The sequence below is a fragment of the Leptolyngbya sp. Cla-17 genome (genome assembly GCF_016807185.1).
Lineage (GTDB): Bacteria > Cyanobacteriota > Cyanobacteriia > Leptolyngbyales > Leptolyngbyaceae > ULC077BIN1.
The window spans coordinates 1,498,189-1,523,884 of sequence record NZ_JAEVYN010000001.1 but is presented as its reverse complement, the minus strand read 5'-3'; the positions used below and the strand labels follow the sequence as shown (position 1 = coordinate 1,523,884).

Here is a 25,696-nt window from a genome sequence, read left to right as displayed (position 1 = left end):
GGAAAAGATTTCTAAACATATCGGCAAGGACGAACCACAGAACTCTGAATTCTGGAATCACACTACTTTTTGCTGAAGAGTTGCACATGAAGATGGGAAGAATACTTTGATTACCTCTTCAACCAAATCCCCCTTTTACATAGATGATCCGTTATGTCTCGATACTCTATCAATGAATTTCTTAGCACCTCATCTCAGAGGGATCGCGGACAAGGCACTTTTGAGCTGGAAAGCCCACACCTACTTGAAGTAAAAGTAAATGGCAGAATCTGGGCAAAAGTAGGGGCGATGATTGGATATTTGGGCAATGTGACATTCAAGCGTGAAGGGATGCTCGAACATGGATTAGGAAACTTGATGAAAAAGATGGTTTCTGGCGAAGGAATGTCTCTAGTAAAAATGGATGGCATGGGACACGTTTACTTAGCTGATAAAGGTAAACGAATTCACATCTTGAATCTCCAGAATGAAACTATTTTTGTCAACGGTAACGACGTGTTGGCAATGGAGAACACGATAAAGTGGGAAATCAAGCTAATGCGACGTATCGCGGGTATGGTAGCGGGCGGGCTCTTTAACATTCGTTTATCGGGCACAGGGATGGTCGCAATCACAACACACTACGAGCCACTGGCATTAAAAGTTAAACCCGATATGCCAGTATTCTCCGATCCTAATGCAACGGTAGCTTGGTCAGGTTCGCTAGAACCTGAAATCGTGACCAATTTTACTCTGGGTACTTTTTTGGGCCGTGGCAGTGGGGAGGCGATTCAATTAAAGTTTCAGGGCAATGGTTGGGTCGTTTTGCAACCTTATGAGGAAGTTTACCTCCAAGAAGTAAGTAGATAGAGTTTGTATTAGTTGCTATGGTGCGCTCCGATGAAGATTACCGTAAGCGTTGAAAGTCACTCATATTGCCATGCCGCCTAAAAAAGAAAACTCTGGATGTGGATGTTCGAGCATTCCCCTTTCATTCATCATCCTTGTACTAGGGGCTGGTTACTGGGGCTCTACTCATCTAGATGATTTAGGTATCAAAAAACTTCTACCTGATTATATCGGCAAACTTTTGCCTAATAATTCACAAACTCCTCCTCCAATTACTCAACAACCCACTGCTGTTGTTTTGACTCCTCCTCCAACCCAGCAGGCACCGATCGCTAATTCACCCTCACCGCAGATCTTGCCGACTATGGCACCAACGACTAAATCCCAAGCTCAGCCGTTACCAAAACCTGCTAGAAAATCGTCATCTCAAACCCTGTGGGAGAAAAAAGCAATCAGAGGAATTTATTTGAGTCGATATCAGGTAACGAATAATGCCAGCGAACAAACGATCCGCGATCGCGTTCGTTATTACCGCAAGCAAGGAATGAACACCATTATTCATGGAGTATGGGGCAACGGCTGCACAATGTATAACAGCACTGTCATGCAGCAAACATTTGGGTATAGAAGTTGCCCCAATCAGTTTCAAGATCAATGGTTAGAGTGGTTAATTGATGAGGCACACAAGCAAGGAATGCAAGTTCACGCCTATTTTGAGAAGGGTATCAAAATCGACAAGAACAGCCCAATTTTTGACTTAGCAATCTCTAAACGGTGGATTGTGCCTGGAGTTGACAAAACCTACGCTGGCATTGATCACTACGTGCTGGATGTTGAGATCCCAGAAGTTGCTGCGTTATTCAAAAAAATCTCAGTCGAGTTTGTCCAAAAATATCCAACTATTGATGCCGTCCAGTGGGATGACTACCTGGGTTATCATGCCGAACTCCCTGGCAAGATTGACCGCACTGCTCGTCTGACTAGCTTTGTGCGGCAAATGAGGTCTGGTATTAAGAAAGCGAATCCAGCGGTTAGCTTCGATCTTTGCCATCACAACCCCTACTGGGGTAAACGTTATTTCGCTGCAGATTGGCAAAATTGGAATGTTGATCGGGTTTTCATTCAGGTTTATAACGATAAAAACTTTAACCAAGAGCTAGAGTACGCCAAAAACTATGCTGGAGTTGCAATTTCTGAGAAGCAGCTATACCGCTTAAAACCCCTGATTAACAACGCCAAAATTAAGGGTGTTTTAGTGTTCCCCTACGCTGGAAAACCAGAAGAAGCCGCATCGCTCGTCAAACAATCACTCCAGTGAGTAGGCAAGCACTTCACCTTCAAACCAATGTCTGGCAGCGATTGAAGAAAACCCAATATTACTTAAAAGCCTATAGTTCTCTGATAAAAACCTTCTATATCTGGAGGGGTTTTCTAAAGCTTATTTCTGAGATTATTTATCCTGTTAAAGTCTAAGAACGGAGAGAGAGGGATTCGAACCCTCGTTAAAGTTACCCCTAAACAGCATTTCCAGTGCTGCGCCTTCAACCACTCGGCCATCTCTCCAAAAGGTTGTGCTGCATAAACAGCCGTGAGACAACTATAGTAGCAAAACAAGTGTCATTTTGGTAACAAGACTAAATTCATGGCTCTTTTTCATACGATTCAAATTCGCGATCGCCGCACCAACACGCTCTACACCGTTCAAGTTCCTGAAGACCGCTACATTCTGCAAACGGTCGAAAATCAAGGAGCCCCATTGCCCTTTGCCTGCCGCAATGGAGCCTGTACCGCTTGCGCTGTCCGAGTTATTTCTGGCGAAATATATCAGCCTGAAGCCATGGGGCTTTCTCCAGATTTACAGCGACAGGGATATGCCTTGCTCTGTGTCAGCTATCCGCGCTCTGATTTAGAAGTAGAAACTCAAGACGAAGATGAAGTTTATGAGCTGCAATTTGGGCGATACTTTGGCAAGGGTAAAGTCAAACGTAGACTTTTCCTTGACGAAGAATAGTCTTTTGCCCTTCATCCCTCGCCCCTAGCGCTCATGCCTGTCTCTCCCATTCAACTTCAAATCTTTCTCGACATTGCCACCGAAGCCGCCCTGGCAGCAGGCACAATTTTGCAGCAGCATTGGGGCAATTTAGAAAGCGTGGAAGAGAAGGGTCGTCCCGGAGATCTCGTTACGGTTGCCGATCGCGAGGCTGAGACGGCTGTTTTGCAGGTACTTCAGCGACATGTGCCTGGTCACAACATTTTGACTGAAGAATCTGGGCAAAAGGGAAACTTGGAGAGCGAGTTTTTGTGGGCGATCGATCCATTAGATGGCACCACCAATTACGCCCACTCCTATCCCGTTTCTGCCGTATCGATCGGTCTCATGCTAGACGGAGTGCCCATCGTTGGAGCCATTTTTGACCCATTTCGACAAGAGCTATTTCGCGCGGCTCAAGGACAAGGAGCCACTTGCAACCGTCGCCCAATTCATGTTTCAAAAACGACTGAGTTAAGCAAGAGCTTGCTCGTGACTGGCTTTGCCTACGATCGCCGCCAAACCACCGATACTAACTACGCTGAATTTTGCTACCTCACCCATCTCACCCATGGTGTGCGGCGCAGCGGATCTGCTGCCCTGGATTTAGCCTATGTTGCCTGCGGTCGATTTGACGGCTACTGGGAACGGGGGCTATCTCCCTGGGATATAACCGCCGGAGCCATTCTGCTACAAGAAGCGGGCGGCAAGGTGACAGCCTACGACCAATCACCTTTTCAGATAGACTCCGGGCGCATTCTGGCAACCAATGGCAGCATTCACGCCCACCTGAGTCAGGCATTGCAGGACGTTCCCTCCCTAGAAACTTGGGTAGATTCCACCAAGTTTGTTCGCTTACCCTAGCGCAGACTGGGAATGGTCAGATTACACTAGAGAAAATTCCACGGCAGGCAGCAGTACACCATGTCTTTTCAACTTGAGCGAGGGCTGTTTCTATTAGATTTTGTAGATCATCACGCCATATTAGGGGTGCCGATCGATGCCGATATACAAACCATTCGGAAGCGGTACCTTAAAGTTGCCCGCAAGCTTCATCCTGACAGCAGTGCCGTAGAAAATGAAGCAGACAAGAAGCTGGCTAGCGAATTTTTATCAAAGCTTGTGAATCCTGCCTGGGAAAAGCTTTCTCAAGAAAAAGACCGCGCCGAATATGGCATTGTTCTGAACCTGAAAGGGCAACAAGCTACTCGTCAAGGAAACTGGGAATTGGGTAATTTGGGCAAAGAGATTGCGAATGCTAGCAATCCTGAGCATTTTTATCGCACTTCATTGAAAGGGCTTGCTGATAAGCAATATGAGCAGTTAGACCAAACGCTAGAAGTTACAGGACAAATTAGCGAACTCAATATGGTTTACCTGATGCGGAAGGAAGGTCAGGGTGGTTTTAACAGGGCTGAAACATCGCGAACAATTTATACAGGCAGCAATCTTCCAGATTCTTCCCAATCATCGGTAAGACCGACGGCGACCAGCCAACCACAGCCAGCGCGTCCAGAGTCAGTGGCCGACCAGTATTACCGTCGGGCGGAGGGCTATATGGCGAAAAATAATTATGCCAAAGCGGTTCTAGAACTGCGGGACGCGCTCCAACTTGAACCTAAAAATGGCAGTTGTCATGCTTTGCTAGGAGCGGTTCATTTTAAGCAAGGTCAGGCAACTATGGCAAAAATTCACTTTAATAAAGCGCTGGAGCTTGATCCGACTAACGCGATCGCGCTGGAAGGTAAACAAAAGCTAGAAAAAACGACTGGCACTTCAGCAAACTCTAAAAACTCGACCCAAAAGCCTAACGCTAAAACGAATAAACCCGACGATAAGGCAGGCGGCGGTCTATTTGGTTTATTTGGGAAAAAGAAATAAATGGTATACCAACCTCCTGCGGGAGCCAGAGATCTCCTGCCTTTAGATGTTGCCCAGAAACGCTGGATTGAAGACCGCTTACAGCAGATGTTTCATCAATGGGGCTACCACCGGATTATTACTTCAACATTAGAGCGATTGGATACTTTGATGGCAGGGGGAGCCATTCAACGGTCAACCGTTTTGCAGCTACAAGGACTAGATGACGAAGACTTAGGATTGCGTCCTGAGTTAACTGCCTCGATCGCTCGGACGGTCGTAACGCGCATGGCAGGAGCAACCTACCCTCTGAGGCTTTACTACAACGCCAACATCTTTCGCCGCGCCCACGAAACCAGCCACACCCGCCAGCAGGAGTCTTATCAGGCGGGTGTAGAGTTACTCGGCAGCGGCGGAGTGCTGGCTGATGTAGAAGCATTGCTGCTGCTGATGGATTGCTTGCAAAGCCTTGGCTTGCACCAGTGGTCGATTGTGCTAGGCGAGGCGGGGCTAACGCGATCGCTGCTCTCCGTCTTTCCATCGGCCATTCAATCAACCGTGCGGCGGGCGATCGCCAACCTGGATCGCATTGCCCTAGAAACCTTGCCTATGACTCAAGACCTACGCGATCGCGCCCTACTATTGCTCGATCTGCGCGGCACTCCTACTGAAGTCTTGCAAAAAGTGTCTAGTCTAGATCTCAACCCGACTCAGCAAGCCGCTCTAGACAATCTTAAATCCCTGATTGACCTGTTACAAACCACTCCAAACTCCGTATCCTGTACTCCGAACCTTATCTTAGACCTCAGCTTAATCCAAACCCTGGATTACTATACAGGCATTGTGTTTGAGGTGGTCAGTGATACTCCTAATGGGCGGCAAGTATTAGGTCAAGGCGGACGCTATGACCAACTGCTGGGGTTGTATCATCCCCAAGGCGAAACCGCTCCGGGTATTGGATTTGCCTTACAAATTGAGCAGTTACATCAGGCGATCGCCCTCACCAATCAGATTCCCCAGAACATTCCAATCAGTGATTGGCTCGTGGTTCCAGCAAGCCCCCAAGCTTATACCGCTGCACTTGCCTACGCCCAACAGCTTCGCACTGCTTCAGAGAACGTGAGAGTCGAACTTGATTTAGGTGGGCGCACCACCGCCGAAATTCATGATTATGCCCAACATTGCCGGATTGCTGCGATCGCCTGGATTTCACCAGACGGCACCGCCAAGGTTGAACCCATCCATCTAGAATAAAAAGTGCGAAATACGAAGTGCGAGGTGTAGGCTGAATACTCTGGCCCCGTTCGGTGAGCGCGACTAGACTGAGCGATCGCCAAACGTCTCATGTCGCCCTACCTTTGCCACCAACCCCTTTTGGAGATTCCTGTGCCCCATTCAATTGTGACTGAAACCTGTGAAGGCGTGGCAGATTGCGTCGATGCCTGCCCTGTTGCCTGTATTGATCCAGGACCTGGCAAAAACCTGAAAGGAATGGATTGGTACTGGATCGATTTTTCCACCTGCATCGACTGCGGTATTTGCCTGCAAGTATGCCCAGTGGAAGGCGCGATCGTGCCAGAAGAACGCTCTGATTTGCAAAAAACACCCCAGTAGCGGACTCTTCCGCCTATTCCCTATCTCCTCTTACCATGCCCGATTCTGCTCCCTTACTCGAAGTTGAAAACGTTTACGCCGGATATGTCAAAGATTTACACATCTTGCAGGGCGTGAATTTTCGGATTCATCCAGGGGAGTTGGTGGCGGTAATCGGTCCCAACGGTGCCGGAAAATCGACCCTGGCAAAAACGATTTTTGGCTTGTTGACTCCTCATTCGGGCAGTATCGTCTTTGCGGGCAGAAGCATTGTGGGCTTAAAGTCAGACGAAATTGTGCAGCACGGCATGGGCTATGTGCCGCAAATTTCCAATGTGTTTCGCTCCCTCACCGTGGAAGAAAACCTAGAAATGGGTGCCTTTGTTCTAGACCAGCCCACTCAACCGCTAAAAGATGAGATTTTCACGCGCTTTCCTAAACTAGCAGAGCGCCGCAACCAACGCGCTGGAACCTTGTCTGGTGGAGAACGGCAAATGTTGGCAATGGGCAGAGCATTAATGCTAAAACCCAAGTTGCTTCTGCTAGATGAACCTTCTGCGGCATTGTCGCCCCTGCTAGTAGACAGCGTATTTGAACAAATTCGAGAAATTAATCGAACTGGAACCGCGATTGCCCTAGTTGAGCAAAATGCCCGTAAAGCATTGGAAATGGCAGATCGGGGCTATGTGCTGGAGGCAGGACGCGATCGCTTTGAGGGACGCGGCATTGATCTGCTCAACGATCCCAAAGTCGGCGAATTATATTTGGGAGCCACTAAACGATGACGCTCAGCCTCAGTGGCGATCACATCCAAGTCATGAACGCCCATGCCGAGCGTACCTATCCTGAGGAGTGTTGCGGTTTAATGCTGGGTACTGTTGAGGGCGACACCGATTCATCAATTCGCGTTGTGATCGAGCTTTATCCCGTTGAAAATAGCTGGAATCAGCAAGTAGCAGCCGACCTGCACGATCAATCGTCCTCCAAAGATCGCCGATACGCGATCGCCCCCGAAGATATGCTCAAGGCAATGCGATACACACGGAGTCACCGTTTAGATATTATTGGGATCTATCACTCTCATCCCGACCATCCAGCAGTGCCCTCAGAGTGCGATCGTCGCCTTGCATGGCAGCACTATTCTTACAGTATTATTTCCGTTCAGCAGGGAAAAGCCACGGAGTTTTATAGTTGGAGTCTAGATGTAAATCATCAATTTCAACCCGAAGTGATACTACAGGATACCTGTCATCGTTACATAGCGTTTTCCTAACTCCTAACCCCTATTTCTTGTCCCCTATCCACGCCAACCATGCTAAATCCCAACCTGGACGACATCCAGTTAGACAAAGAAGAATATGAGCGCTATTCGCGCCACCTAATTTTGCCCGAAGTTGGGCTAGAAGGACAAAAGCGCCTTAAAGCTGCCAGCGTTTTGTGCATTGGTAGTGGTGGCTTAGGGTCGCCTCTCCTGCTCTATCTCGCTGCTGCTGGCGTTGGGCGAATTGGGCTAGTGGATTTTGATGTCGTCGATCGCTCCAATCTTCAACGTCAGGTGATTCACGGTACTTCCTGGATCGGCAAACCTAAAATTCAGTCTGCCAAGGATCGAATTCTAGAAATCAATCCCTACTGCCAGATCGATTTGTATGAAACGCGCCTGAGTGCCGAAAACGCGCTGAAAATCATGGAGCCCTACGATATCGTCGTTGATGGCACCGACAACTTTCCCACTCGCTATCTAGTCAACGATGCCTGCGTGCTGCTGGATAAGCCCAATGTCTACGGCTCCATCTATCGGTTTGAAGGACAAGCAACTGTCTTTAACTATGAAGGTGGCCCCAACTATCGCGATTTGTATCCCGAACCACCCCCGCCTGGATTGGTGCCTTCCTGTGCCGAAGGCGGCGTATTGGGCATTTTGCCGGGGATTATTGGAGTGATTCAAGCAACGGAAACGGTCAAGATTATTTTGGGTAAAGGCACCACGTTGAATGGTCGCTTATTGCTCTATAACGCTCTGGATATGACCTTCCGCGAATTGAAACTGCGACCCAATCCCGTACGTCCAGTCATCGACAAGCTAATCGACTATGAAGTATTCTGCGGAATTCCTCAAGCCAAAGCGGCAGAAGCACAACAACAGTTGGAATTAAAGGAAATGACCGTCACCGAGTTAAAAAAACTACTCGACAGTGGCGCAGATGATTTTGTGCTGATTGATGTGCGTAACCCGAATGAGTATGAAATTGCCCGAATCCCCGGAGCGGTACTGATCCCCTTGCCCGATATTGAAAACGGCACTGGCGTACAGCAAGTAAAAGAGGCTTTGAATGGGCACAAGCTGATTGCTCATTGCAAACTGGGTGGGCGATCGGCGAAGGCATTAGGCATTCTCAAGCAGGCTGGCATCGACGGGATCAACGTCAAGGGCGGCATTACAGCTTGGAGCCAAGAAGTCGATCCATCGGTTCCAGAGTACTAAAAAAGGAAAGGAGATAGGAGCCAGGGACGCTTAGTTCCTCCTCCTATCTTTTCCTTCTCCATAGCTAGGAGGCTGTTGGATGGCAACGATGATCTGGATGGAAGACATCACCAAAACCTATCGGTTGGGCGAAGTGGATGTGCCCGTACTGAAAGGCATCGACCTGACGATTGAAGAAGGGGAATATGTCTCGATCATGGGTGTCTCTGGATCGGGCAAATCGACGCTGATGAATATTTTGGGTTGCCTCGATCGCCCAACGCATGGACATTATGTGCTGGAAGGCAGAAACCTTACCACACTTAACAACGATGAGTTGGCTTACATTCGCAACCGCCGGATTGGCTTTGTGTTTCAGCAGTTCAACCTATTAGCTCGTGCCACTGCGCTGGATAATGTGATGCTGCCAATGGTATACGCCAATGTTTCTAAGTCGCAGCGCAAGCAACGAGCGGAGGAAGCCTTGAGCCGTGTGGGTTTGGCAGAGCGGATGAAAAATCGCCCCAGTCAGCTATCGGGTGGACAACAGCAGCGGGTCGCGATCGCCCGTGCTCTGGTTAACCGTCCTGCGTTAGTGCTAGCGGATGAACCCACAGGAGCCTTGGATACTGAAACCTCTAAAGAAGTGATGCACCTGCTGGCAGACCTAAACCACCAGGGAATCACCATCATCATCGTCACCCACGAACCCAATATTGCCGCTCAAACCCAACGAGTCATTCATGTCAAAGATGGCTTGGTCGTGGATTAAAGCAATTTGATCACTCCGCGGAAAGCCAGCTACATCCCGCTCCCTCTCCTAAGGAGAAAAGCTTTCAGACAGTTTGGGTTCCACCCTCCATTGGGAGACGGTTAGGGCAAGGACGTTGCTGACAACCGAATAGGATGACTGACTACGAACACTCCTTCTTAGAACGCTCATTCTTATTGGCTCAGAGGCACCTTTAGCCAGGTTGAAAGTTCGTAGGTTAGCCAGTCCAGTTCAGATTTTGTCAGAGATGGCGTACTCTTCAGCTCATATTTTTGAGTATCCGCCCAAATAATGAAAGTAGCCTCCCCATCAGCCGACTGCGAACACTCTAACCGGGTAATGTCTTTGCGGGGTGAGGTTTGCGATCGCCCGGTTTGAATACCCAATCGTTTCTGTGTCAGGGAAATTTGCTGCTGATCAATCTGAAGCTGAACTTGACCCAAGCGAGCAGGTAAGGTGATTTCCAAAAAGGTCGGTTCCTTTGTCAAAGTGATTTTGGTATCAGCGGGTTTTCGGGCTGGGGCAATTTTGACGGGTGCGGCCTCAGCCTGCCGTCCGTGATCCAATCCCTGCAAAGCGTCCTGAGTTGACTTCACCCGCCGATCCAAATTGGGTTCATAGAGCCAGCCCAGCCAATCGGCAAATTGTGGGCTGACGTTGGGAAGTTTGGCATAGTCGATCTTGGTGCCAATACGAGGCAGGCTGGAGGGATGAGTGCCGGTGACCAAAGCCAATAGAGTTGCGCCCAAGCTAAATAAATCGGATGCTACAACAGCTCGCCCGCTGAACTGTTCGGGTGCCATATAGCCGTAGGTGCCAACCACTGTAAAAGCAGTAGTATCGTTGCCCGATACCCGCTTAACGGAGCCAAAATCGATCAGATAGAGTTGGCGATTGGCGAGTAGCACATTGCTGGGTTTAAGATCCCGGTGAATGATTGGCGGTTGCCGTCCGTGCAGATAGGTCAAAATTCCCAGCAGGGCTTTGGCAATTTGCTTGGTTTCTACTTCCGTAAATAGTCGCCCCTGCTGTAAACATTGCTCTAGCGATTTGCCTTCTACATAGGTTTGAATCAGCGTCAGCGCTTTAGCATTGGGTAACTCATGCTCAAAGTAACCTAAATAGGAGGGAATCGATGGGTGAGAGAGGGATTTAAGGATCTCGACCTCGCGCTCGAATAGCTTCAAGTCGTCCCATTGCAGTTGTTCATCAACAAACAGCAGCTTTAAAACAACTAACTCCTGAGTTTGAAGATCGCGGGCAAGCAGAGTCCAGCGTCCGGTTTGCTTGCCGATCTGCCGCTCAACTTGGTAGCGATCGCCCAAAATTTGACCCGCCATATCTCCTCCAGCGCCTATAGCTTCTTATCTAACTCTGATTTCTGCCCTAAGACAACCAGAGATCTTCCTAGAGATGGATTTCATTCTAGTCGAGATTGTGAATGCGATCAGCTTCTCGCCAGCCTGAAAGCAGCGCCCCATGCACCGTTGCAGCATATTGTCGGGAAGTCGCTTCTCCAGCAAAAAAGAGGCGATCGCCCACAGGTTCCGCCAATCTATCGTAATCCTCATCAGTAGCATGGGTTGCCAGGAAGGAATAGGCACCCTGAGTAAACGGGTCAGAACGCCAACGAGTAATGCAGTGATGGGTCGGATTGGGCACTTTTGCGCCGTAGATCGTTCGCAGAGTTTGCATTGCTGCTGCCACAACTTTTTCATCCGACCAGTCTTCTAAAGTTTGGGCATAGCTACCTGCATTAAACCCAACGAGAATCGGCTGTTTGGTAATGGGGTAGAAATTAAAAAACTCAACCCATTCGCCCTTTTTCTTTGGAATGTAGCCAATCACTTCTGCCGACTTCTCCCAAAACATCTTGGGGAAACGTAAAACAACTTTATTCAGCGTCCCCATGCCCAAGCGGTGAATTGCTTTTTGTTTAGCATCCGGCAAAGCTGGAGAGAACGTCACGGACCCTGCCTTCAACACTCCCAGCGGCACGGTGACGATCGCGTAGTCTGCTTCAAAGGTGTCATCCTGACACTGTACTCGCACACCTGTTTGCTGGTACTCCACCGCTTTCACAGGATGCTCCAATCGAATATCTAAATCTTTTGCTACTGCGGTCACAAGCTGGTCGTAGCCTTTGGGAAATAGACCATCCTCGCCATCAAATTCTTCGCCTTCATCCCAGTGATAGCACGATAAGTCAGCACTGTCGGCAGCGTATTCATGCTCGATCAAAGAAGCGATCGCATAATCCAACTCGCGCCGATCTTGAGCAGACAGTTCCCATTTACTCAACACAATATCCAACGCGGTTTGCAGCGAAATATCCGCTTCATTCTCCTCATCCATTTGCTCGACGAGTTCTTCCACTTCGTCCAGCGCTTCCCAAAATTGCTCTTCTAGCTCTACTTGATCGTCATCTTCTAGAGCAACGCCCTTCGTGTCATAGAGCCAAAGATTTTCGTAATCCGTGGTCACCGTTTCTAGATCCCACTGTTGTGCCAGATCCATCACTGGGTTGCCATCCATGCCATGCACCCAGGTCGCCCCCAGTTCCACCGGAACGCCCCAGCTGCGATCAGTGTGGATTCTGCCGCCAATGCGATCGCGCCCTTCCAGCACCGTTACGGTATACCCAAAGGACTGGAGCCTGCTAGCCGCCGCCAGCCCTGCAATTCCAGCACCCACCACAATCACACGGGTCGTTTTAGACATATGCTCAACTCAATCTACAGCCGCTTGCACCAACGCCTTTAATCCTATTACAAAGACCTGACACAACTACGGCATATGTTGATTGGCGATTACGCTTCTCTATCAACCCCCGGCTTATTAAGCGCTAGATGATTAGCCTTACTGGCGAGCGTGGTAACTTGCGGCAAAAGTTCTACCCATTCACTAAAACAGCCCACAACGCAACAAACCCTCGTCTACTTAGGTTGAGCTTGTTACAAGAAATTTTCTGCATAAGTCCCTAATTGAGGGTGTTATGCGAAAATTTTCAGTATATTGAGCTGTTATGCAGGCCATCTGTTGGTGCTGATGCAGAGCCAGATCCGCAGCCATAATCTGAGAGTTTGCAAAGGTCAAGAACACAATGACGATAATTTAAACGATGAACTACCGAAACTACATCACGATCGAACCCAATAAACGCGGTGGTAAACCTTGTGTACGTGGCTTGCGAATTACGGTTTATGAAGTGCTTGAGTACCTGGCTTCCGAGATGACCGAAGTAGAAATTCTCGACGACTTTCCTGATCTGACGCGAGAAGATTTAAAGGCCTGCATTGCTTATGCCGCTGACCGTGAGCGTCGGTTTATGACAGCTCCATTACCCACATGAGATTACTTCTCGATGAAAACTTGTCGCCTAAGTTGCCGAATCGTTTAAGTGATCTTTTCCCAAATTCGCTTCACGTTCGAGATGTAGGCATGGAAGCAACGGTCGACCCAGTAGTTTGGGATTATGCAAAAGACAATGATTTGATGATTGTCTCGAAAGACGCGGACATGCACGACCTGAGCTTAGTATTTGGAAATCCACCAAAAGTTATTTGGCTTCGCCTTGGAAACTGTTCGACATTACAAGTTGAAAATTTGTTGCGTCGAGATTTTAACGCGATCAAATTATTTTATGAAGATAAGAATTTGTCGCTGCTTGCTTTATCTTAGTGAACCAATAGCTTTGGATCTCTTTCCCCAGCTTTTACAGATAGAGAAGATGTAGCGGCGATCGCTACGAACCACGACTGTATCAAAAACTAGATGGTTAACGTTAGATAGCGATTACAACTTGTGGCAGAGTTTCTACCCGTCTATCAAAATAGGCTGCTTATGCGGTGCTTAGTGCTAATTGTGTACTCTTATGGTAAGCACGTAGGAATTTTCTAAATAGACCTGCTTTGAAAATAGAGGACTAGCTCGGTGGTTGAGGGGCGGTAAGGGGCGTTAATTGAACCTGATATCCCAACCGCTCTATCCGGTGCTGCAAGGTTTGGAGCAGTTGGTGTTGGGTGCGTTGCCCCGAATCGGTAGTGCGGTAGTCGCGGTAGGGTTGGTGTTGTTTGAGGATGTGATAGACCGCAATCAACAGGCGGTGGGCGACGGCAACAATGGCGCGTTTGTGTCCCCGACGGGACGCAAGTCGGCGATAGACCGTAGCAAAATGGGAGGCTTTGCAGCGCACAGCAGCATTTGCCATTTGTACCAAGATGCTTCGCAACCAGCGATTTGCGGGTGGAGTTTTGCCAGAGTATTGTTTGCCCGCACTCTCATGATTGCCCGGACAAACCCCAGCCCACTTACACAGATGCGCGGCGCTGGGAAAGCGTCGCATATCACTCCCGATTTCTGCCAGCAGCAGTTGAGCACTGTGACGGGCGATTCCCGGAATGCTGTCGAGCAACGGCATCGCTTGCTGCCACGCCAACGGCAGGTCAGAGGAAGAATCTGTCTGAGGCTTGGATTCAGCCGCCGGAACGAGGACTTCGACCGGAGGCATGTGCTGCTCAATCAACTGCTCGATTCGCGCGTCAAACGGTTTGAGCTGGCGGTCGAGAAACTCTAGATGGTCGAGATGCATTTGGATCAAGAACCGATGATGGTCCCGCACTCGACCCGAGAGCGCTGCAATCAGTTCGGCTTGCTTGGATCGCATGCGTCCTCTGGCAAGTTCAGCGAGGGCTTCTGGGTCTTCAACTCCTGCCACCAGTGCTTTGAGTATGGCGCGCGACGAGACTCCCCCGATGTCACTGACCACCGATGCCAGCTTCAGATTTGCCCATTCCAACACTTTTTGCAGGCGATTGATGACACTCGCGCGTTCGCGAATCAGCGTCGTGCGCTGGCGGGTCAAGTCGCGCAAATCACGTTGGGGCAGGGGTGGAATAAAACTGCCACGGACGAGTCCATAGCTCAGTAGCTCGGCTAACCACTCGGCATCTTTGACATCGGTTTTGCGTCCAGGTACTTGCTTGAAGTGATGCGAGTTCACGACTATCACCTCAAAGCTGCTCTCCAATACGTTGTACACGGGTTTCCAATATTCCCCTGTACTTTCCATGGCAATGTGCGTGATCTCGCTACTCGATAGCCAGTCGCACAGATTTAACAACTCGCGGATGGTCGTACCGTAGGTGCGGGTTTCGCGCTGCGGTTTCCCATTCATATCCAAACTTAAGCAACAGACCACGACCGTCTTTTTGTGAACATCAATTCCAGCGCAGCGCTCATGGGTGACTTGCATCAGGCTTCTCCTTGATTAGGGTTAAGCTGGTTCACCCGCCATGTCGTTAATTGATCCTGCTTTGCGTGCTGTCTCGCAGTCGGCGAAATGCACAAATGGGTGTCCCAAGGGCGGGTACGGTCAGTCTCCTGCTCAGGCTGATTGGCACTAGTTCCAATTCGACCTCTAAACCAGTTCATCTGACGTTACCACTTTCATCCCAGGGTGTGAGCAATCGCTCATGATGTCTCCTGCATAAATCATGAGGCCTGTGTCAGTTCGTAATTCAACAAGCCAGCAATGATATTTAAGCGTAAGCCAAACCGCCTTCTACGATTACGATAACGCCCTGAGAAGATGCAGAAGATCTTGAAGCGGCGAATCACATGTTCAACTCGCACCCGCAGTCGTGCTAAGGCTCGGTTATGCTGCTTTTCTTCCTTTGGTATAGCGCTACAAATCAGTGCTAGGACATATCATAGGGATGAGAGTGCATAGAGAAATTGCCCATGCCAGGACCCTACAGCGATGACCTTCGCCAAAAAGCGATCGCGGCAGTTGAGCGCGGAGAAGGCAAAAGTCATGTGAGTCAGATGTTCAACATCAGTCGTAACACCCTCGACCTGTGGCTGAAGCGAAAAGAGCAAACAGGAGAGTGCCGAGCGATTACTCACTATCAGCAGGGATGTAGACATAAAATCACAGATTGGCAACGGTTTCGTGAGTTTGTCCGAGAGCATGGCGGCAAGAGCCAAGGGGAAATGGCGAAGTTGTGGGGAGACGGGGTGAGTCAGCAAAACATCAGTGATGCGTTAGGTAAACTTGGATTAAGTCGAAAAAAAAGACCTACGGCTATCAAGAACGCGATGACCTCAAGCGTCAAGAGTTTGAGGAACGCTTGAAGACAAAACCAACGGCTCAAGTGGTGTACGTTGATGAAGCAGGCATTGATAACCGAGAGGACTATGCCTACGGCTACTGCAAGGTTGGGCAACGCTTCCACGCGCTCAAATCGGGTAAACGAACTGAGCGCGTCAGTTGGATTGCCGCACTCTGTCAAGGAAAGCTGATTGCTCCACTAACCTTTGAAGGTTCGTGCAACCGAGACTTATTCGAAATCTGGTTAGAGCAATGTCTGTTACCTCAATTGCAACCCGGTGATGTCATTGTGATTGACAATGCCAGTTTTCATCGCTCTCAATACATCACTGAACTGGTGGCTGAAGCAGGATGTGAGATCTGGTATCTGCCGACCTATTCTCCTGACTTGAACAAGATTGAGCGTTGGTGGTTTGTGCTCAAAAACTGGATGCGGCAACGGTGGGATGAATTTGACAACTTTCGGGATTGTGTCGATGCCGCGTTTAAGAACTGTCCTAACGTACTTTCGTAGTGCTATAATAGCTGCTTGCGAGGCTTTTTGGTTGGGGTACAAGCGCCAGCATGAAGTTTGGCAAAGCCTTGATAGCCTCGGTCTGCTAAACACAACTGCGAAGAAACAAACGGTAAACGACTTTGCTTAAGCAGTTTGAAGTCGTGCGTTCTACCTATATCCACTGCGGTACAAATGATTTGCCCGGTGTCAAACTCCGCCACCACTTGCGCTTTCAGGGTGTGACATTTTTGTTTGCCGCTGTAGTAGCGTTTCTGTTTTTTTTAGGGCGCTCGATTTCTATCTCCCCGACATCGACCATCATCACCTTCCACTCCCAACCGGGTTGGTACAACTGGCGTTGGCTCGGTAGCCGGAACTTGCCACATTTGACCAAAAGGTCTTCCACTTTTCGCACAATTCGCCCAACCGTGGTCTCATGCAATCCCCAACTCACCCCGATATGAAACTGGCTGCGATACTCTCGCCAGTATTCCAATGCCACCAACAGTTGGTCTTCCACGCTCAGTTTGGCTTGACCGCCCTTGCGTCCTCGTCGGTCTAGTGCAGGGCCTACCACCTCGACCATTGCACTGCATGTTTTACGGCTCACCCCACATAAGCGTTTGAACTCACCATCTGAAAGAAACTCGATCTCTCGGTACGACATGACGATTCCTCCTGCACTGGCTCTTTGCCTGCTATATGATTGTGCAACGACGCGATCTCAACTGGCACACTCTTTTACTATTCGTGCAGGAAGTCTAATGGATGAAGCTGATTTTTTACTGTCGTTTAGATGTCTTCCACCTAGCAATCAGAATGAGTGGTTGAATCTCAAAGGCTTTGTAGATAGTTATAATTCCACGCACCATACAAATTACATTCTCAAATCTTTTCCCGAAAACGATAATCGTACAAGTCCAGAACCAGAAGTTTTGCTTTGCGACGGTGATGCAAAAATGGTGATTGAGCGTAAAGTTTTTGCATTTCCTCCAAGCCATATTAGGGAGCATCAGCTCTGGCATCAATTCAACAATATTTTTCTAGAAAAAGTAGTCGATACTTTCTCTGATAGTCTGTACATTCTTGAGATTAAAGATGTAGATATGCCAGCCAGTAAAAAAGAAATCATTAAATTGGCTGACGAGATAGCAAGTGCAGTAATTGAACATGAATATGAGATTAAGAATGCACAAGGAATTTATTCAGATGATCTTGTTCCTTGGAGCTTTTTTGAACTATCCGAGATGGATCGAGAAGACAGTCCGATAGATTTTGGTGTGGGTATTCGACTGAAAACGTCGTCATACTTTTATGACAGCCACCAACTGGGTAATGCAATGCCAATAATAAAAGGGTAATGGACTAGACCTGTGGAATAAATCTAAACATTTAAGCCAAACTCATAGCGGTTGATGAACAATCCAATGACGACATCATGCAACCAGATGGATTTGGAAAAGCAAATGGTTTTGCGAGCCAACCGTTTAATTCGGGTGCGTAAGGTCAGATGCTTGCGCTCAATCTTCTGAGTATGGCGTTTACCCACCCTGTGTAGACTTGGATCGAGGTGTCTTTCATAAGCACCCCAAGCATCGGTGTAGAACTGCATAATCCCAAAGGGTTCTAACAACGCTTTGAGTGCCAAGAAAGCACTGTCTTGATGATGAGACAACACATACGCCAACACTTCACCCGTCTGATGGTCAATGGCGTGCCACAACCACCGTTGCTGTTTCTTTGAACCGACGTAACTCCACATTTCGTCAGCTTCAGCCTCCAGATCTTCCCACTGGCACAGTTTCACTATCGTTTGAGTCGGTTCAAGTTCTGCCAAACGAGCTTCATTGATTGCTTTGAGGTGACGGTCTTTTTTTTAGCGTTTCAATCACCGTTGTGCGGCTAATCTTGAGAACACGGGCGGTATCTCGAATCCCACTCCCGTTGACTGCCATATCTGCAATTTGCCGTTTCACTTCTGGGAGGTATCCACGATACCGATAGTCGCGAATAAAAGTAGAGCGAGAACATTGGGAGTTGCGACATTTGTAGCGTTGCTTGCCTTCACCTGATTGACCATGCTTGACGACATCGTTACTTCCGCAGGTTGGGCAAAGAATCGGTTCAAGCACCATATTCAAGTCTCCAGACAACTACCCTTTTGATTGTTACCTGTTTCTACAGGTCTAGTCCACTACCTGCCAATAATAAAAGCTCAAATGTTGAAGCTGATTGAAAATTCAGTTCCAAAATTTAGCAACTATCGTGATTGCCTCAAAATTTTGATTTTGGAGCCACACACAAAAGTTTTGAACGTTTCAGTGAAAGTTTTAAGTGAGGTAATTCAAAGTATTGGAACACCCACAAGTATTGATCAAGTTTATCTAGCCGCACAGATTGAGCTTAGTGATGGAGAATTATAGCGTTTTCGGTTCCCGTAAGGTACAAACTAGAGGCTTAAACCCTTACCCTGTGTCGTCTTATCTGTACCTCATCCGACGAAGAACCGCTATAATACGAGACTACTAATGTGTTAAAAGCAACTTGTGATCTTAACAATCCGCAACATAACAACGTTGAGGCGGAAGACTACTGCAAACCGCCAGTTGGATTTATGAAGATACTTTCAATTGCTGACCACGAACGTTTTCAGGAAGCCTCTTGCTGTCTTTTGCTTTTCAAATAATCTGCGATCGCTTCAGTCACGTCATCTTCAGCTTTATAAACCCGTGAATTAGGATTCTCAGAACGCCGTCTATCAAGATAGGCTTGTAAGGGTTCATCTTCATCGCGATGCTCCAAAACATACGCTCGAAGTTGTAGCGTTGTCATCATAGCGAAGTCCGGTTTTACGCTCATACAAACCTCCAATCTCCGTCTGGATCAATCTCAATATTGATTTCTTCTTTCGACAAGATAACCACTTGCCCAGTCCGTTTATCCAGAGTCACTGGATCAATCGAGCAATATTTGTTAGTCAGGTCACAGCAAAGCTGAAAACACTTCAACGCTTGTGCTGTAATGTGCATCCTATCCCCATAATCAATGTATGCCCGAATATCAGTCCACAGCATACCCGAAAAGCTATGATCAGCATTTTAGAATAACTAAAAGTATCTGTCTTGAGTAGGTCGTTATGACTGAGTTAGTTGAAGCGCGATCGCCCTCTAGCCACTTTGCAAACATCATTTGAGCAGCGATCGTGTTGATTTACTCCACACAGCAACGCCTAAAATTTTTCCTTCTCCAATTCCAGTAATCTTTGAGATGCCAGTTCTGCGGATGAGTTTTCTTGTTTAAAGGGCAAATCTTGATTAATAGCTTCTATCTCCTGCTGTTCCATTTCATTCACCTCGCCAATATAGGTGCTAAAGATGTGAGAAAGGCGGGGATGATAGAAGCGATGCAGGCTGTAATTGGGTGTTGCGGGAAAGCCGCGTCGCTTTTTATGCCGTCCGCCTGCACCCGGATCAAATGTTTGAATGCCGTGATCAATTGCCCATTCAATTGGCGTGTAGTAGCAAGCATCGAAGTGGAGACAGTCGATTTCATCGGATGAACCCCAGTAGCGCCCATAGAGTTTGGTGCCTTTCGTGAGGCAAAAGGACATACCTACGGGACGGTGGAGATCGTGTTCTTGGTAGGCGGCGACAAAAACGACGCGATGGGCGTAGTTGGGGTAAAGCTGTTCAAAAAACTTTTGCGTGAGATATTTACTACCCCACCAGCCAAACTTATCGCAGGTGTCACCGTAGTAGGTATACATAAGAGAGAACAAAGATTCTGGAATAGCGTCTCCATTCCAAGTTTTAAGCACCAACCCTGCGTTCTCAACGGCTTTACGTTCTCGTTTGATGTTTCGTCGCTGGTTCGCATTAAATCCGGTCAAATAGTCTTCAAAAGTCTGATAGCCTTGATTTTGCCAGATGAAGCTGTGGTGTAGCCAGGTGTTGAATCCGTGGCGCTCCATTAATAGTTTCCATTCAGGGTCGGCATAGAGAAAGTGACAGCCAGAAATATTGTTGCGATCGCAAAACTGTTCGATCGCGTCAACCATCAGCCCAGTCAACGCATCTTCGTCTTCTTCAGGCGCAATCAAAAACCGATAGCCTTCTGCTGGCGTAAACGGCGACATGCCCAGCAGCTTCGGATAGTATTCAATCCCCAATCGCCCTGCCAACTCTGCCCATTGGTGATCAAACACAAATTCACCATAGCTGTGCCCTTTCACATACAGGGGCGCAATGGCAATCAGGCTGCGTCGGGACAGATCACCCGCTGAATGTTCGCGCCATATCGTTAAGTGGTTAGGTAGCCATCCGGTGCGAGCAGTGGTGCTGCCGGAAGTTTCCATATTGTTCAGCCATTCCCACTCAAAGAACGGAGTTTTAAGTGGAACTGCCAGAGCATCCCAATCAGCCTGTGGAATATCTGCAATGCAATTGACCCAAGTCACGGAATAGCGGGGCTTTAGCTGTTCGACCATTGCTCATGTGATTAAACTTCATACAGCGTAATGCATCTAACTAAAAGTGGGGGAAGGAGTTCGGAGTTTTTGGTTTTTTCCCTATTGCCTGCTTATCGCTCACTGTCTGTTTTTCGCTTGACTCGATAATGTAGAAACACTTCTTGGTCGAGCGATCGCGCTTCGATTAGCTCTAAACGAGGCGCGATCGCTTCTAGAAAGCCTTCACCTTCAACGAGGGTTGGGGCATTGCGTCCACCTAAAATAAGTGGGCAAACGGTGACCCAAAATTCGTCTACACACTCTGCGGTGAGCAATCCAGCGATCAGTTCGCCACCACCCAGCGCCGCAATGAGATCGCAGCCCAAGGTCGCCAATCTTTGAAAGGCTGCAACCCAATCCACGCCACCGGATTGTTCTGCCACAATAATCCGCTCAAAGCCGTCTTGATCGGTCCATTTCTCAGCCCCAGTAGCTGTTGTGAGGAGCCAGCGGGGAATGGGTTGCCGAAAAAATGCAAGTTGAGGGTTGATGTTGCCAGAGGCAGAACAAACAATATGTGTCGGCTGAGGAGGTTTATTTTGAGCTTGGCGCTGCCGTAAGAATTCGGGGTGAGAAATGGGTAGCGTCGTGCCATAGGAGCGCAATGTGTCTGCACCAAACAGCACGGCATCGACTTGGGCAATTTGTGATTCTAGATGATGTTTATCGGCAGCAGAGCCAAATCTTGCGGGAGAACGTTGGCGATCAGCAATCTTGCCATCTAGACTAATCGCCAAAACCACGGTGATGAAAGGACGCAGCGGCTGGGCCATGAACTAGCCGCGATCGCGCTCTTGTGGCACACAAACAACGAAAAAAGCAACCTGGGCAGCCGCTTGCTCGGCCGCCTTAATCGACCGTCCGCTTCCTTGCCCAAGACACTGATCTTGCAGCCAAACTTCTGTAGTAAAGCGGTGCGGTAGAGCTGAGGTATCTGACTCAGTGAGGCGATAGGTTGGCAGCAATTTATAATGCGCCTGTGTCCACTCTTGCAGAGCTGCTTTATAGTTTTGACGGGCAGGATCGGTACGAATTTCGTCGATTAATGGAATCAACTGAAAATCAAGCCAGGGGCGAATCAGAGAGAAATCGTGGGTACTGAGATATAAGGCACCCAAAATGGCTTCAAAAGATTCTGCTAAACGTGATTCTTCGCCTAATTTATCGTTGAGGGCACTATTGGTTACTAACAGATAGCGAGCCAGCCCATAGTCAGCCGCGATCCGAGCGAGAGTGCGATCGCTCACCAGCATAGAACGAACTGCCGCAAATTCGCCCACCGGCAGCTCAGAATAACTTTCTAGCAAAAACTCAGCCACGGCTAATCGAATCACCGCATCTCCGACAAACTCTAGCTGCTCATAGTTTGCTGTCGGTGAGACCGTGGGATGGGTCAGGGCTAAATTTAGCAAATTCCAATTAATTGGCGCAGTTTTTGACAACCCTAGCTTTTGAACTAGGGTTTCTAAGTCTTTTTGGCGAGGCGGATACGGAATGACCATTCCATCAGCCTAACAGTTCTTTAGGCACTCTGAGGTAACCTGCTTAACTCTGGTGCAAGCCCTAAGTAGGGTGACCGCTCAGATTGGGAAGCTCGCAACTTAATCGGCTGAAAGGTAGTTCCATCTAAAATGACAATAGGCACCGCTGCCTCGCACGCATTTGTGTATCTGAAACTATCACTTAACCCAAAATGACGATTTTGCGATCGCACGGCTGAAATTGTTTGTGGCAATACGCCTGCCAGTAATGCCAAAATTTCATCGGGAATGCGTGACACAACTTCGCCACTAAAAAATTCTTCAAATCCCGAAAATAGCTTTTCTGCGCGTTGAACTGGATCAGGATGAAACACAATCTTTTGCAGCCAGCGAACCCACTGAATTCTTCGACTATAGGCGCGTTGGCGATCAATGGGACCGATGACCTCAAGCAGGTCTGGATCGCCAATCGCAATAATGGATGAATACCCTGATTCGGTTGGGCTAGCGATAGCGGCACCCGGACCCGCAAACTCAGCATAGTAGGGCTTGCAAAGGATTAGACCACCCCGCTTTGTTTCTCCGACGGCTAGTAAGCGACGGCAGGGAGTAAAAATATCTGAGACTTGAGGAGTGATGTCCTGAGAAATACTGCTATTCACGTAGTTATCCTGCAATGTCGCAGATAGCGAGAGTTGAATAGGAGCAATCTCCTATCCCTGCTTTTATCCTAAGACCTGCCTGTGAGATCAAACTCCCATCATTAAAGGGCTTTGCAGAATCTACACACTTAAGTAATTTTTCTGAAGAATTGGGTAAGACTTAGAATTTATTCCTGTTAGGTATTTGGCAGCAAATCGTGCATCCCGCTTTCCGGCGTTTACACACTGGATTGTTTTGTTGGCAGCCTTAAAGTTTTTTTGATTAATGTTGGAATTTGGGATGGGTAATTTGCTACTGGAATTTTTGCCCGTTCAAATGCAGTAGTTTTGCTAGCAGCAGTGCCAATTTCATTGCCCAATTCAGAAATTTGGGATGCAATGATTGCTCCAGCATGACCCACTCGCCGCCCTTTAGGAGCAGTATGTCCGGCAACATAAGCGATTACAGGTTTGTCGATCGCCTCTGCAATGTAGTGAGCCGCTGCTTCTTCGCTATCACCGCCAATTTCGCCAACCAACACAATAATATCGGTATGCTCATCCTCATCCATAATTTCGAGCCACTGAGGAAAGGATGATCCTAGAATCGCGTCGCCCCCAATGCACACTCCCATGGATTGCCCCAACCCGGCAAGGGTCAGTTCACGGGCAATTTCATAGGTCAAAGTGCCACTACGGCTAATCAACCCAACAGCCCCCGGCGTGTAAAATTCAGCGGGGTGAATTCCTAATAGCAGCTGTCCTGGCACAATTACCCCAGGGCTGTTTGGACCCACGATTAATGTTTCAGTTATTTCTGCCTTACGGAGCAGTTTGACCATATCCAACGGAGGAATGCCCTCGGTAATGAGAACAATCTGCCGAATGCCTGCCGCGATCGCCTCTAGGGCTGCATCCAAGGCTGCATAGGGATGGGTAAAGATGATGGTGGTATCAATTTCGCCCACTGCCGATAGCGCCATTTCCACCAGATCAAAAACGGGAATGTCATCCACCTTTGTGCCGCCATAGCCGGGGCTAACTCCTGCCACAATACGAGTACCATAAGTTCTCATGTGTAAGGCATGCACGGTTGCCAAAGGTTCTGCAATTCCCTGAATTAGGACTCTGTTGTGGGGCGTAAAGTTCATGACAATTTGAATAATAGCGTTGAGCGCAGGAGAGAATTAAATCTGAAATAGATGGAAGATTGCAAAAAAGCCTATGTCTAGAATTGCGGAGGTTTGAAGATACCGCTGCAATCTTGATTACAGTCGAGCGATTTTTTGTTAGCTTTTCGTTAAAAATTTGAACAAAGTTGGGTAAGAGATCGCAACAGGCACCTATGAATCGAACCTAGCTACGACCTGCTTTTGCTAGCGCAACTGCCTGAGTTACAGCTTCATCTAGATTGTCGAGTAAAGAGATTTGGTTTGCTGCCAGCCGCGACTGGGCGCGATCGCACTGACTGCCCACTAATCGAACAACCATCGCCGGCATTCGCGTTGCCTGAGCAATCAGTGTGCTTGGTCGAATGCCCTTCAAGGAAGAAGTTCTTGGGATGGGCTGCCCAACCGAAGCTGCAATAATATCTGCGACTTCATCACAGGGAACCAAATTGCTAATGAGATTGATTAAAACCACTTTCACTTGCTTGTTTTGTGTCATGTATTCTAATCCTTCTTGGAGATGGCGTTTTAGCTGCGCAGGTGAAAAATCTGCGCGGGTTTCACTGCCAATATTCAAAAAGCTAATTGGTTTGCCACCGGCTTGATAGACCAAATCCATGGTTGCCATAGTCAATCCGGCACCATTACAAATGATCGCGATCTGCCCGTCGGATTCCATTGGAACAATCGAAATATCGGATGATGGAGAACTGCTGCCTTCCAGCCTGGTAATTAGAGCTTCTAAATGCGGATGACGCGCCCAGGCATCGTCATTGACACTAATTTTTCCATCCAGCGCCATGACATCGCCGCTTGCACTTACGCCTAAGGGGTTAATCTCGATTAAATCTAGGTCGTTTTGTACAAAAAGCTGATACATCTTTTCCACAACAGAACTGACTGATTCAATTAGAGTGCCTTCTAGCCCCATTTTTAGCGCCAGTCTACGGGCATAGTAAGCGGAAAATTCTTGCTCAACGACGACATGCTGCATTTGATCAATCGCCATCTCTACGTCAATGCCACCCTTTTGCGATCCTAATAATACGGGTCGGCGCACAGAACGGTTTAGCGTGATGGCAAGATAAAATTCTTGATCCGCATCATACTTAGCTTCTGCTAATAGCACTTTGGGATACTCTCCCAAGATGGATAAGTTGAAAATTGTTTGCGCAGCCGCGATCGCATCAATCGTGTTTTCAACAAATCTCACCCCTCCTACTCGTCCCCGTTCCCCGTTGTAAACTTGAGATTTCAGCACAACTGGATAGGGAATGACTAAACCCTTTAAATCCTTCGGGCGCTCAATCCGCTGAGAGGGCAGCACTGGAATGCCCATGGCCCGGAACAATTCTTTTGCTTGATATTCCAGTAGATCCATTCATTTATACCCTTCAGCTCCACAATTCCAAGTTATCCATTGGCGTTCCATTGCTCAGGCATACATCAAGCAGAATCGCGGTAAACTGCGTACAACTGTGGAAAAATTCATTTACAGAATCTGTTTATCCTACGGTAGGAACAGCAGAATATCAAACGGTAACCCAGTTCGAGCAGTTTATTTTTCGCGATCGCCTTCTTTAGAACAAGCCTGTCTTTTGCTAACGGCGGTATCAAAAGTTTTTGCCAACTATCTTCTAGATACAGTTCTAATCCGACCCTTGCAATTATGATTTGATGGTGTTTTCGGAAAAATCTGTTTGTGCTATCTGTAGAGGCTGGCTGACTGTATGCAGCCTATCCT

Annotated in this window: 31 protein-coding genes, 1 tRNA gene and 1 pseudogene; 16 read left to right on the top strand and 17 right to left on the bottom strand. The window is 48.1% G+C overall.

Going from position 1 to position 25,696, the window contains the following annotated elements:
- The first annotated feature begins 153 nt into the window (after window positions 1-153).
- Together JOY44_RS06815 and JOY44_RS06810 are read left to right on the top strand one after the other, a co-directional pair.
- Window positions 154-849, top strand: coding sequence for an AIM24 family protein (locus JOY44_RS06815; protein WP_171572895.1), 696 nt, complete (start codon window positions 154-156; stop codon window positions 847-849).
- A 220-nt stretch (window positions 850-1,069) separates the two neighbouring features.
- Window positions 1,070-2,146: a family 10 glycosylhydrolase gene (locus JOY44_RS06810; protein ID WP_245404904.1), complete on the top strand. Its 1,077-nt coding sequence runs from the start codon at window positions 1,070-1,072 to the stop codon at window positions 2,144-2,146.
- Window positions 2,147-2,304: 158 nt separating this feature from the next.
- On the opposite strand, the gene JOY44_RS06805 is transcribed toward JOY44_RS06810, so the two are convergent.
- Window positions 2,305-2,391, bottom strand: a tRNA-Ser gene (locus JOY44_RS06805).
- Between the two features lie 79 nt (window positions 2,392-2,470).
- Between JOY44_RS06805 and JOY44_RS06800 the strand changes: the two genes are divergently transcribed.
- The 9 genes from JOY44_RS06800 to JOY44_RS06760 all read left to right on the top strand — a co-directional run bounded on the left by JOY44_RS06800 (window position 2,471) and on the right by JOY44_RS06760 (window position 9,546).
- On the top strand, window positions 2,471-2,839 hold the full coding sequence (locus JOY44_RS06800) for a 2Fe-2S iron-sulfur cluster-binding protein (protein WP_171572893.1): 369 nt from the start codon (window positions 2,471-2,473) through the stop codon (window positions 2,837-2,839).
- Window positions 2,840-2,872: 33 nt separating this feature from the next.
- Window positions 2,873-3,721, top strand: a complete 849-nt coding sequence (locus JOY44_RS06795) for an inositol monophosphatase family protein (RefSeq protein ID WP_171572892.1) — start codon at window positions 2,873-2,875, stop codon at window positions 3,719-3,721.
- 60 nt (window positions 3,722-3,781) lie between these two features.
- Window positions 3,782-4,738 carry a J domain-containing protein gene (locus JOY44_RS06790; RefSeq protein ID WP_171572891.1) on the top strand — a complete coding sequence of 319 codons (957 nt, stop codon included), beginning with the start codon at window positions 3,782-3,784 and terminating at the stop codon, window positions 4,736-4,738.
- A complete protein-coding gene (locus JOY44_RS06785; RefSeq protein WP_171572890.1) occupies window positions 4,739-5,971 on the top strand; it encodes an ATP phosphoribosyltransferase regulatory subunit in 1,233 nt (410 codons plus the stop codon). It begins immediately after the preceding gene.
- Between the two features lie 132 nt (window positions 5,972-6,103).
- The gene (locus JOY44_RS06780) at window positions 6,104-6,331 is read left to right on the top strand and encodes an indolepyruvate ferredoxin oxidoreductase subunit alpha (RefSeq protein ID WP_171572889.1); all 228 of its coding nucleotides are present in this window, start codon (window positions 6,104-6,106) and stop codon (window positions 6,329-6,331) included.
- Window positions 6,332-6,366: 35 nt separating this feature from the next.
- Entirely contained in the window at window positions 6,367-7,095 is a 729-nt protein-coding gene (locus JOY44_RS06775; protein WP_171572888.1) for an ABC transporter ATP-binding protein, read from the top strand.
- Window positions 7,092-7,583: a Mov34/MPN/PAD-1 family protein gene (locus JOY44_RS06770; protein ID WP_171572887.1), complete on the top strand. Its 492-nt coding sequence runs from the start codon at window positions 7,092-7,094 to the stop codon at window positions 7,581-7,583. The genes JOY44_RS06775 and JOY44_RS06770 overlap by 4 nt, the downstream gene beginning before the upstream one ends.
- A gap of 39 nt (window positions 7,584-7,622) precedes the next feature.
- A complete protein-coding gene (gene moeB / locus JOY44_RS06765) occupies window positions 7,623-8,795 on the top strand; it encodes a molybdopterin-synthase adenylyltransferase MoeB (RefSeq protein WP_171572886.1) in 1,173 nt (390 codons plus the stop codon).
- A gap of 79 nt (window positions 8,796-8,874) precedes the next feature.
- Window positions 8,875-9,546 carry an ABC transporter ATP-binding protein gene (locus JOY44_RS06760; protein WP_281063281.1) on the top strand — a complete coding sequence of 224 codons (672 nt, stop codon included), beginning with the start codon at window positions 8,875-8,877 and terminating at the stop codon, window positions 9,544-9,546.
- Window positions 9,547-9,719: 173 nt separating this feature from the next.
- Here JOY44_RS06760 and JOY44_RS06755 read toward each other — a convergent pair whose 3' ends face one another.
- On the bottom strand, window positions 9,720-10,886 hold the full coding sequence (locus tag JOY44_RS06755; RefSeq protein ID WP_171572885.1) for a serine/threonine protein kinase: 1,167 nt from the start codon (window positions 10,884-10,886) through the stop codon (window positions 9,720-9,722).
- Window positions 10,887-10,971: 85 nt separating this feature from the next.
- Window positions 10,972-12,267, bottom strand: a complete 1,296-nt coding sequence (locus JOY44_RS06750; protein ID WP_171572884.1) for an FAD-dependent oxidoreductase — start codon at window positions 12,265-12,267, stop codon at window positions 10,972-10,974.
- Window positions 12,268-12,667: 400 nt separating this feature from the next.
- Here JOY44_RS06750 and JOY44_RS06745 point away from each other — a divergent pair, with 400 nt between their 5' ends.
- Together JOY44_RS06745 and JOY44_RS06740 are read left to right on the top strand one after the other, a co-directional pair.
- Window positions 12,668-12,898, top strand: coding sequence for a DUF433 domain-containing protein (locus JOY44_RS06745; RefSeq protein ID WP_171572883.1), 231 nt, complete (start codon window positions 12,668-12,670; stop codon window positions 12,896-12,898).
- Window positions 12,895-13,227 (top strand): DUF5615 family PIN-like protein, encoded by a 333-nt coding sequence (locus JOY44_RS06740; protein WP_171572882.1) that lies wholly within the window; start codon window positions 12,895-12,897, stop codon window positions 13,225-13,227. The genes JOY44_RS06745 and JOY44_RS06740 overlap by 4 nt, the downstream gene beginning before the upstream one ends.
- 244 nt (window positions 13,228-13,471) lie before the next feature.
- Here JOY44_RS06740 and JOY44_RS06735 read toward each other — a convergent pair whose 3' ends face one another.
- From JOY44_RS06735 to JOY44_RS06725, 3 genes and pseudogenes are all read right to left on the bottom strand, one after another.
- Window positions 13,472-14,800 carry an IS110 family transposase gene (locus JOY44_RS06735; RefSeq protein ID WP_171571962.1) on the bottom strand — a complete coding sequence of 443 codons (1,329 nt, stop codon included), beginning with the start codon at window positions 14,798-14,800 and terminating at the stop codon, window positions 13,472-13,474.
- Entirely contained in the window at window positions 14,800-14,979 is a 180-nt protein-coding gene (locus JOY44_RS06730; RefSeq protein WP_171571961.1) for a hypothetical protein, read from the bottom strand. The genes JOY44_RS06735 and JOY44_RS06730 overlap by 1 nt, the downstream gene beginning before the upstream one ends.
- A 60-nt stretch (window positions 14,980-15,039) precedes the next feature.
- Window positions 15,040-15,228 (bottom strand): annotated as a pseudogene (locus tag JOY44_RS06725) (transposase family protein); the annotation flags it as partial.
- 60 nt (window positions 15,229-15,288) lie between these two features.
- On the opposite strand from JOY44_RS06725, the gene JOY44_RS06720 reads away from it, so the two are divergent.
- Window positions 15,289-16,172 (top strand): IS630 family transposase gene (locus JOY44_RS06720; RefSeq protein WP_197985024.1). Its coding sequence is split into 2 segments (ribosomal slippage): window positions 15,289-15,615 and window positions 15,618-16,172, totalling 882 coding nucleotides; the frame shifts between segments, so codons are not numbered across the junction.
- Between the two features lie 2 nt (window positions 16,173-16,174).
- On the opposite strand, the gene JOY44_RS06715 is transcribed toward JOY44_RS06720, so the two are convergent.
- Both JOY44_RS06715 and JOY44_RS06710 read right to left on the bottom strand, forming a co-directional pair.
- Window positions 16,175-16,375 carry a hypothetical protein gene (locus JOY44_RS06715; protein ID WP_242541723.1) on the bottom strand — a complete coding sequence of 67 codons (201 nt, stop codon included), beginning with the start codon at window positions 16,373-16,375 and terminating at the stop codon, window positions 16,175-16,177.
- Window positions 16,376-16,386: 11 nt separating this feature from the next.
- Complete coding sequence (locus JOY44_RS06710; RefSeq protein WP_171572881.1) at window positions 16,387-16,821, bottom strand: transposase family protein; 435 nt, start codon at window positions 16,819-16,821, stop codon at window positions 16,387-16,389.
- Between JOY44_RS06710 and JOY44_RS06705 the strand changes: the two genes are divergently transcribed.
- The gene (locus JOY44_RS06705) at window positions 16,820-17,515 is read left to right on the top strand and encodes a hypothetical protein (protein ID WP_203031943.1); all 696 of its coding nucleotides are present in this window, start codon (window positions 16,820-16,822) and stop codon (window positions 17,513-17,515) included. The two genes, JOY44_RS06710 and JOY44_RS06705, sit on opposite strands and share 2 nt — an antisense overlap.
- Window positions 17,516-17,538: 23 nt before the next feature.
- Here the strand turns inward: JOY44_RS06705 and JOY44_RS32790 are convergent.
- A protein-coding gene (locus tag JOY44_RS32790; protein WP_415881097.1) for an IS1 family transposase occupies window positions 17,539-18,289 on the bottom strand; the annotation gives its coding sequence in 2 pieces (ribosomal slippage) (window positions 17,539-18,018 and window positions 18,020-18,289; 750 coding nt in all).
- 84 nt (window positions 18,290-18,373) lie between these two features.
- On the opposite strand from JOY44_RS32790, the gene JOY44_RS06690 reads away from it, so the two are divergent.
- Entirely contained in the window at window positions 18,374-18,577 is a 204-nt protein-coding gene (locus JOY44_RS06690; protein WP_171572879.1) for a hypothetical protein, read from the top strand.
- Window positions 18,578-18,803: 226 nt separating this feature from the next.
- On the opposite strand, the gene JOY44_RS06685 is transcribed toward JOY44_RS06690, so the two are convergent.
- From JOY44_RS06685 to JOY44_RS06650, 8 genes are all read right to left on the bottom strand, one after another.
- On the bottom strand, window positions 18,804-19,013 hold the full coding sequence (locus tag JOY44_RS06685) for a DUF6887 family protein (RefSeq protein ID WP_171572878.1): 210 nt from the start codon (window positions 19,011-19,013) through the stop codon (window positions 18,804-18,806).
- Window positions 19,010-19,228, bottom strand: a complete 219-nt coding sequence (locus JOY44_RS06680; protein WP_171571756.1) for a DUF6888 family protein — start codon at window positions 19,226-19,228, stop codon at window positions 19,010-19,012. Before JOY44_RS06680 ends, JOY44_RS06685 begins: the two co-directional genes overlap by 4 nt.
- Window positions 19,229-19,383: 155 nt before the next feature.
- Window positions 19,384-20,640, bottom strand: coding sequence for a GNAT family N-acetyltransferase (locus JOY44_RS06675; RefSeq protein ID WP_171572877.1), 1,257 nt, complete (start codon window positions 20,638-20,640; stop codon window positions 19,384-19,386).
- Window positions 20,641-20,732: 92 nt separating this feature from the next.
- Window positions 20,733-21,434 (bottom strand): RibD family protein, encoded by a 702-nt coding sequence (locus JOY44_RS06670; protein ID WP_171572876.1) that lies wholly within the window; start codon window positions 21,432-21,434, stop codon window positions 20,733-20,735.
- Window positions 21,435-21,437: 3 nt separating this feature from the next.
- The gene (gene rnc / locus JOY44_RS06665) at window positions 21,438-22,163 is read right to left on the bottom strand and encodes a ribonuclease III (protein WP_171572875.1); all 726 of its coding nucleotides are present in this window, start codon (window positions 22,161-22,163) and stop codon (window positions 21,438-21,440) included.
- Window positions 22,164-22,183: 20 nt separating this feature from the next.
- Window positions 22,184-22,804, bottom strand: a complete 621-nt coding sequence (locus JOY44_RS06660) for a hypothetical protein (protein WP_171572874.1) — start codon at window positions 22,802-22,804, stop codon at window positions 22,184-22,186.
- Window positions 22,805-23,022: 218 nt separating this feature from the next.
- Window positions 23,023-23,934, bottom strand: a complete 912-nt coding sequence (locus tag JOY44_RS06655; RefSeq protein WP_171572873.1) for a succinate--CoA ligase subunit alpha — start codon at window positions 23,932-23,934, stop codon at window positions 23,023-23,025.
- Between the two features lie 205 nt (window positions 23,935-24,139).
- Window positions 24,140-25,333, bottom strand: coding sequence for a succinate--CoA ligase subunit beta (locus tag JOY44_RS06650; RefSeq protein ID WP_171572872.1), 1,194 nt, complete (start codon window positions 25,331-25,333; stop codon window positions 24,140-24,142).
- Between the last annotated feature and the right edge of the window lie 363 nt (window positions 25,334-25,696).

Coding starts and splice junctions, on each gene's coding strand:
- JOY44_RS06815 (WP_171572895.1), top strand. CDS start 154: ATGTCTCGATACTCTATCAATGAATTTCTTAGCACCTCATCTCAGAGG.
- JOY44_RS06800 (WP_171572893.1), top strand. CDS start 2,471: ATGGCTCTTTTTCATACGATTCAAATTCGCGATCGCCGCACCAACACG.
- JOY44_RS06795 (WP_171572892.1), top strand. CDS start 2,873: ATGCCTGTCTCTCCCATTCAACTTCAAATCTTTCTCGACATTGCCACC.
- JOY44_RS06790 (WP_171572891.1), top strand. CDS start 3,782: ATGTCTTTTCAACTTGAGCGAGGGCTGTTTCTATTAGATTTTGTAGAT.
- JOY44_RS06785 (WP_171572890.1), top strand. CDS start 4,739: ATGGTATACCAACCTCCTGCGGGAGCCAGAGATCTCCTGCCTTTAGAT.
- JOY44_RS06775 (WP_171572888.1), top strand. CDS start 6,367: ATGCCCGATTCTGCTCCCTTACTCGAAGTTGAAAACGTTTACGCCGGA.
- JOY44_RS06770 (WP_171572887.1), top strand. CDS start 7,092: ATGACGCTCAGCCTCAGTGGCGATCACATCCAAGTCATGAACGCCCAT.
- moeB (WP_171572886.1), top strand. CDS start 7,623: ATGCTAAATCCCAACCTGGACGACATCCAGTTAGACAAAGAAGAATAT.
- JOY44_RS06760 (WP_281063281.1), top strand. CDS start 8,875: ATGGCAACGATGATCTGGATGGAAGACATCACCAAAACCTATCGGTTG.
- JOY44_RS06755 (WP_171572885.1), bottom strand. CDS start 10,886: ATGGCGGGTCAAATTTTGGGCGATCGCTACCAAGTTGAGCGGCAGATC.
- JOY44_RS06750 (WP_171572884.1), bottom strand. CDS start 12,267: ATGTCTAAAACGACCCGTGTGATTGTGGTGGGTGCTGGAATTGCAGGG.
- JOY44_RS06745 (WP_171572883.1), top strand. CDS start 12,668: ATGAACTACCGAAACTACATCACGATCGAACCCAATAAACGCGGTGGT.
- JOY44_RS06740 (WP_171572882.1), top strand. CDS start 12,895: ATGAGATTACTTCTCGATGAAAACTTGTCGCCTAAGTTGCCGAATCGT.
- JOY44_RS06735 (WP_171571962.1), bottom strand. CDS start 14,800: ATGCAAGTCACCCATGAGCGCTGCGCTGGAATTGATGTTCACAAAAAG.
- JOY44_RS06730 (WP_171571961.1), bottom strand. CDS start 14,979: ATGAACTGGTTTAGAGGTCGAATTGGAACTAGTGCCAATCAGCCTGAG.
- JOY44_RS06705 (WP_203031943.1), top strand. CDS start 16,820: ATGACGATTCCTCCTGCACTGGCTCTTTGCCTGCTATATGATTGTGCA.
- JOY44_RS06710 (WP_171572881.1), bottom strand. CDS start 16,821: ATGTCGTACCGAGAGATCGAGTTTCTTTCAGATGGTGAGTTCAAACGC.
- JOY44_RS06690 (WP_171572879.1), top strand. CDS start 18,374: ATGTTGAAGCTGATTGAAAATTCAGTTCCAAAATTTAGCAACTATCGT.
- JOY44_RS06685 (WP_171572878.1), bottom strand. CDS start 19,013: ATGAGCGTAAAACCGGACTTCGCTATGATGACAACGCTACAACTTCGA.
- JOY44_RS06680 (WP_171571756.1), bottom strand. CDS start 19,228: ATGCTGTGGACTGATATTCGGGCATACATTGATTATGGGGATAGGATG.
- JOY44_RS06675 (WP_171572877.1), bottom strand. CDS start 20,640: ATGGTCGAACAGCTAAAGCCCCGCTATTCCGTGACTTGGGTCAATTGC.
- JOY44_RS06670 (WP_171572876.1), bottom strand. CDS start 21,434: ATGGCCCAGCCGCTGCGTCCTTTCATCACCGTGGTTTTGGCGATTAGT.
- rnc (WP_171572875.1), bottom strand. CDS start 22,163: ATGGTCATTCCGTATCCGCCTCGCCAAAAAGACTTAGAAACCCTAGTT.
- JOY44_RS06655 (WP_171572873.1), bottom strand. CDS start 23,934: ATGAACTTTACGCCCCACAACAGAGTCCTAATTCAGGGAATTGCAGAA.
- JOY44_RS06650 (WP_171572872.1), bottom strand. CDS start 25,333: ATGGATCTACTGGAATATCAAGCAAAAGAATTGTTCCGGGCCATGGGC.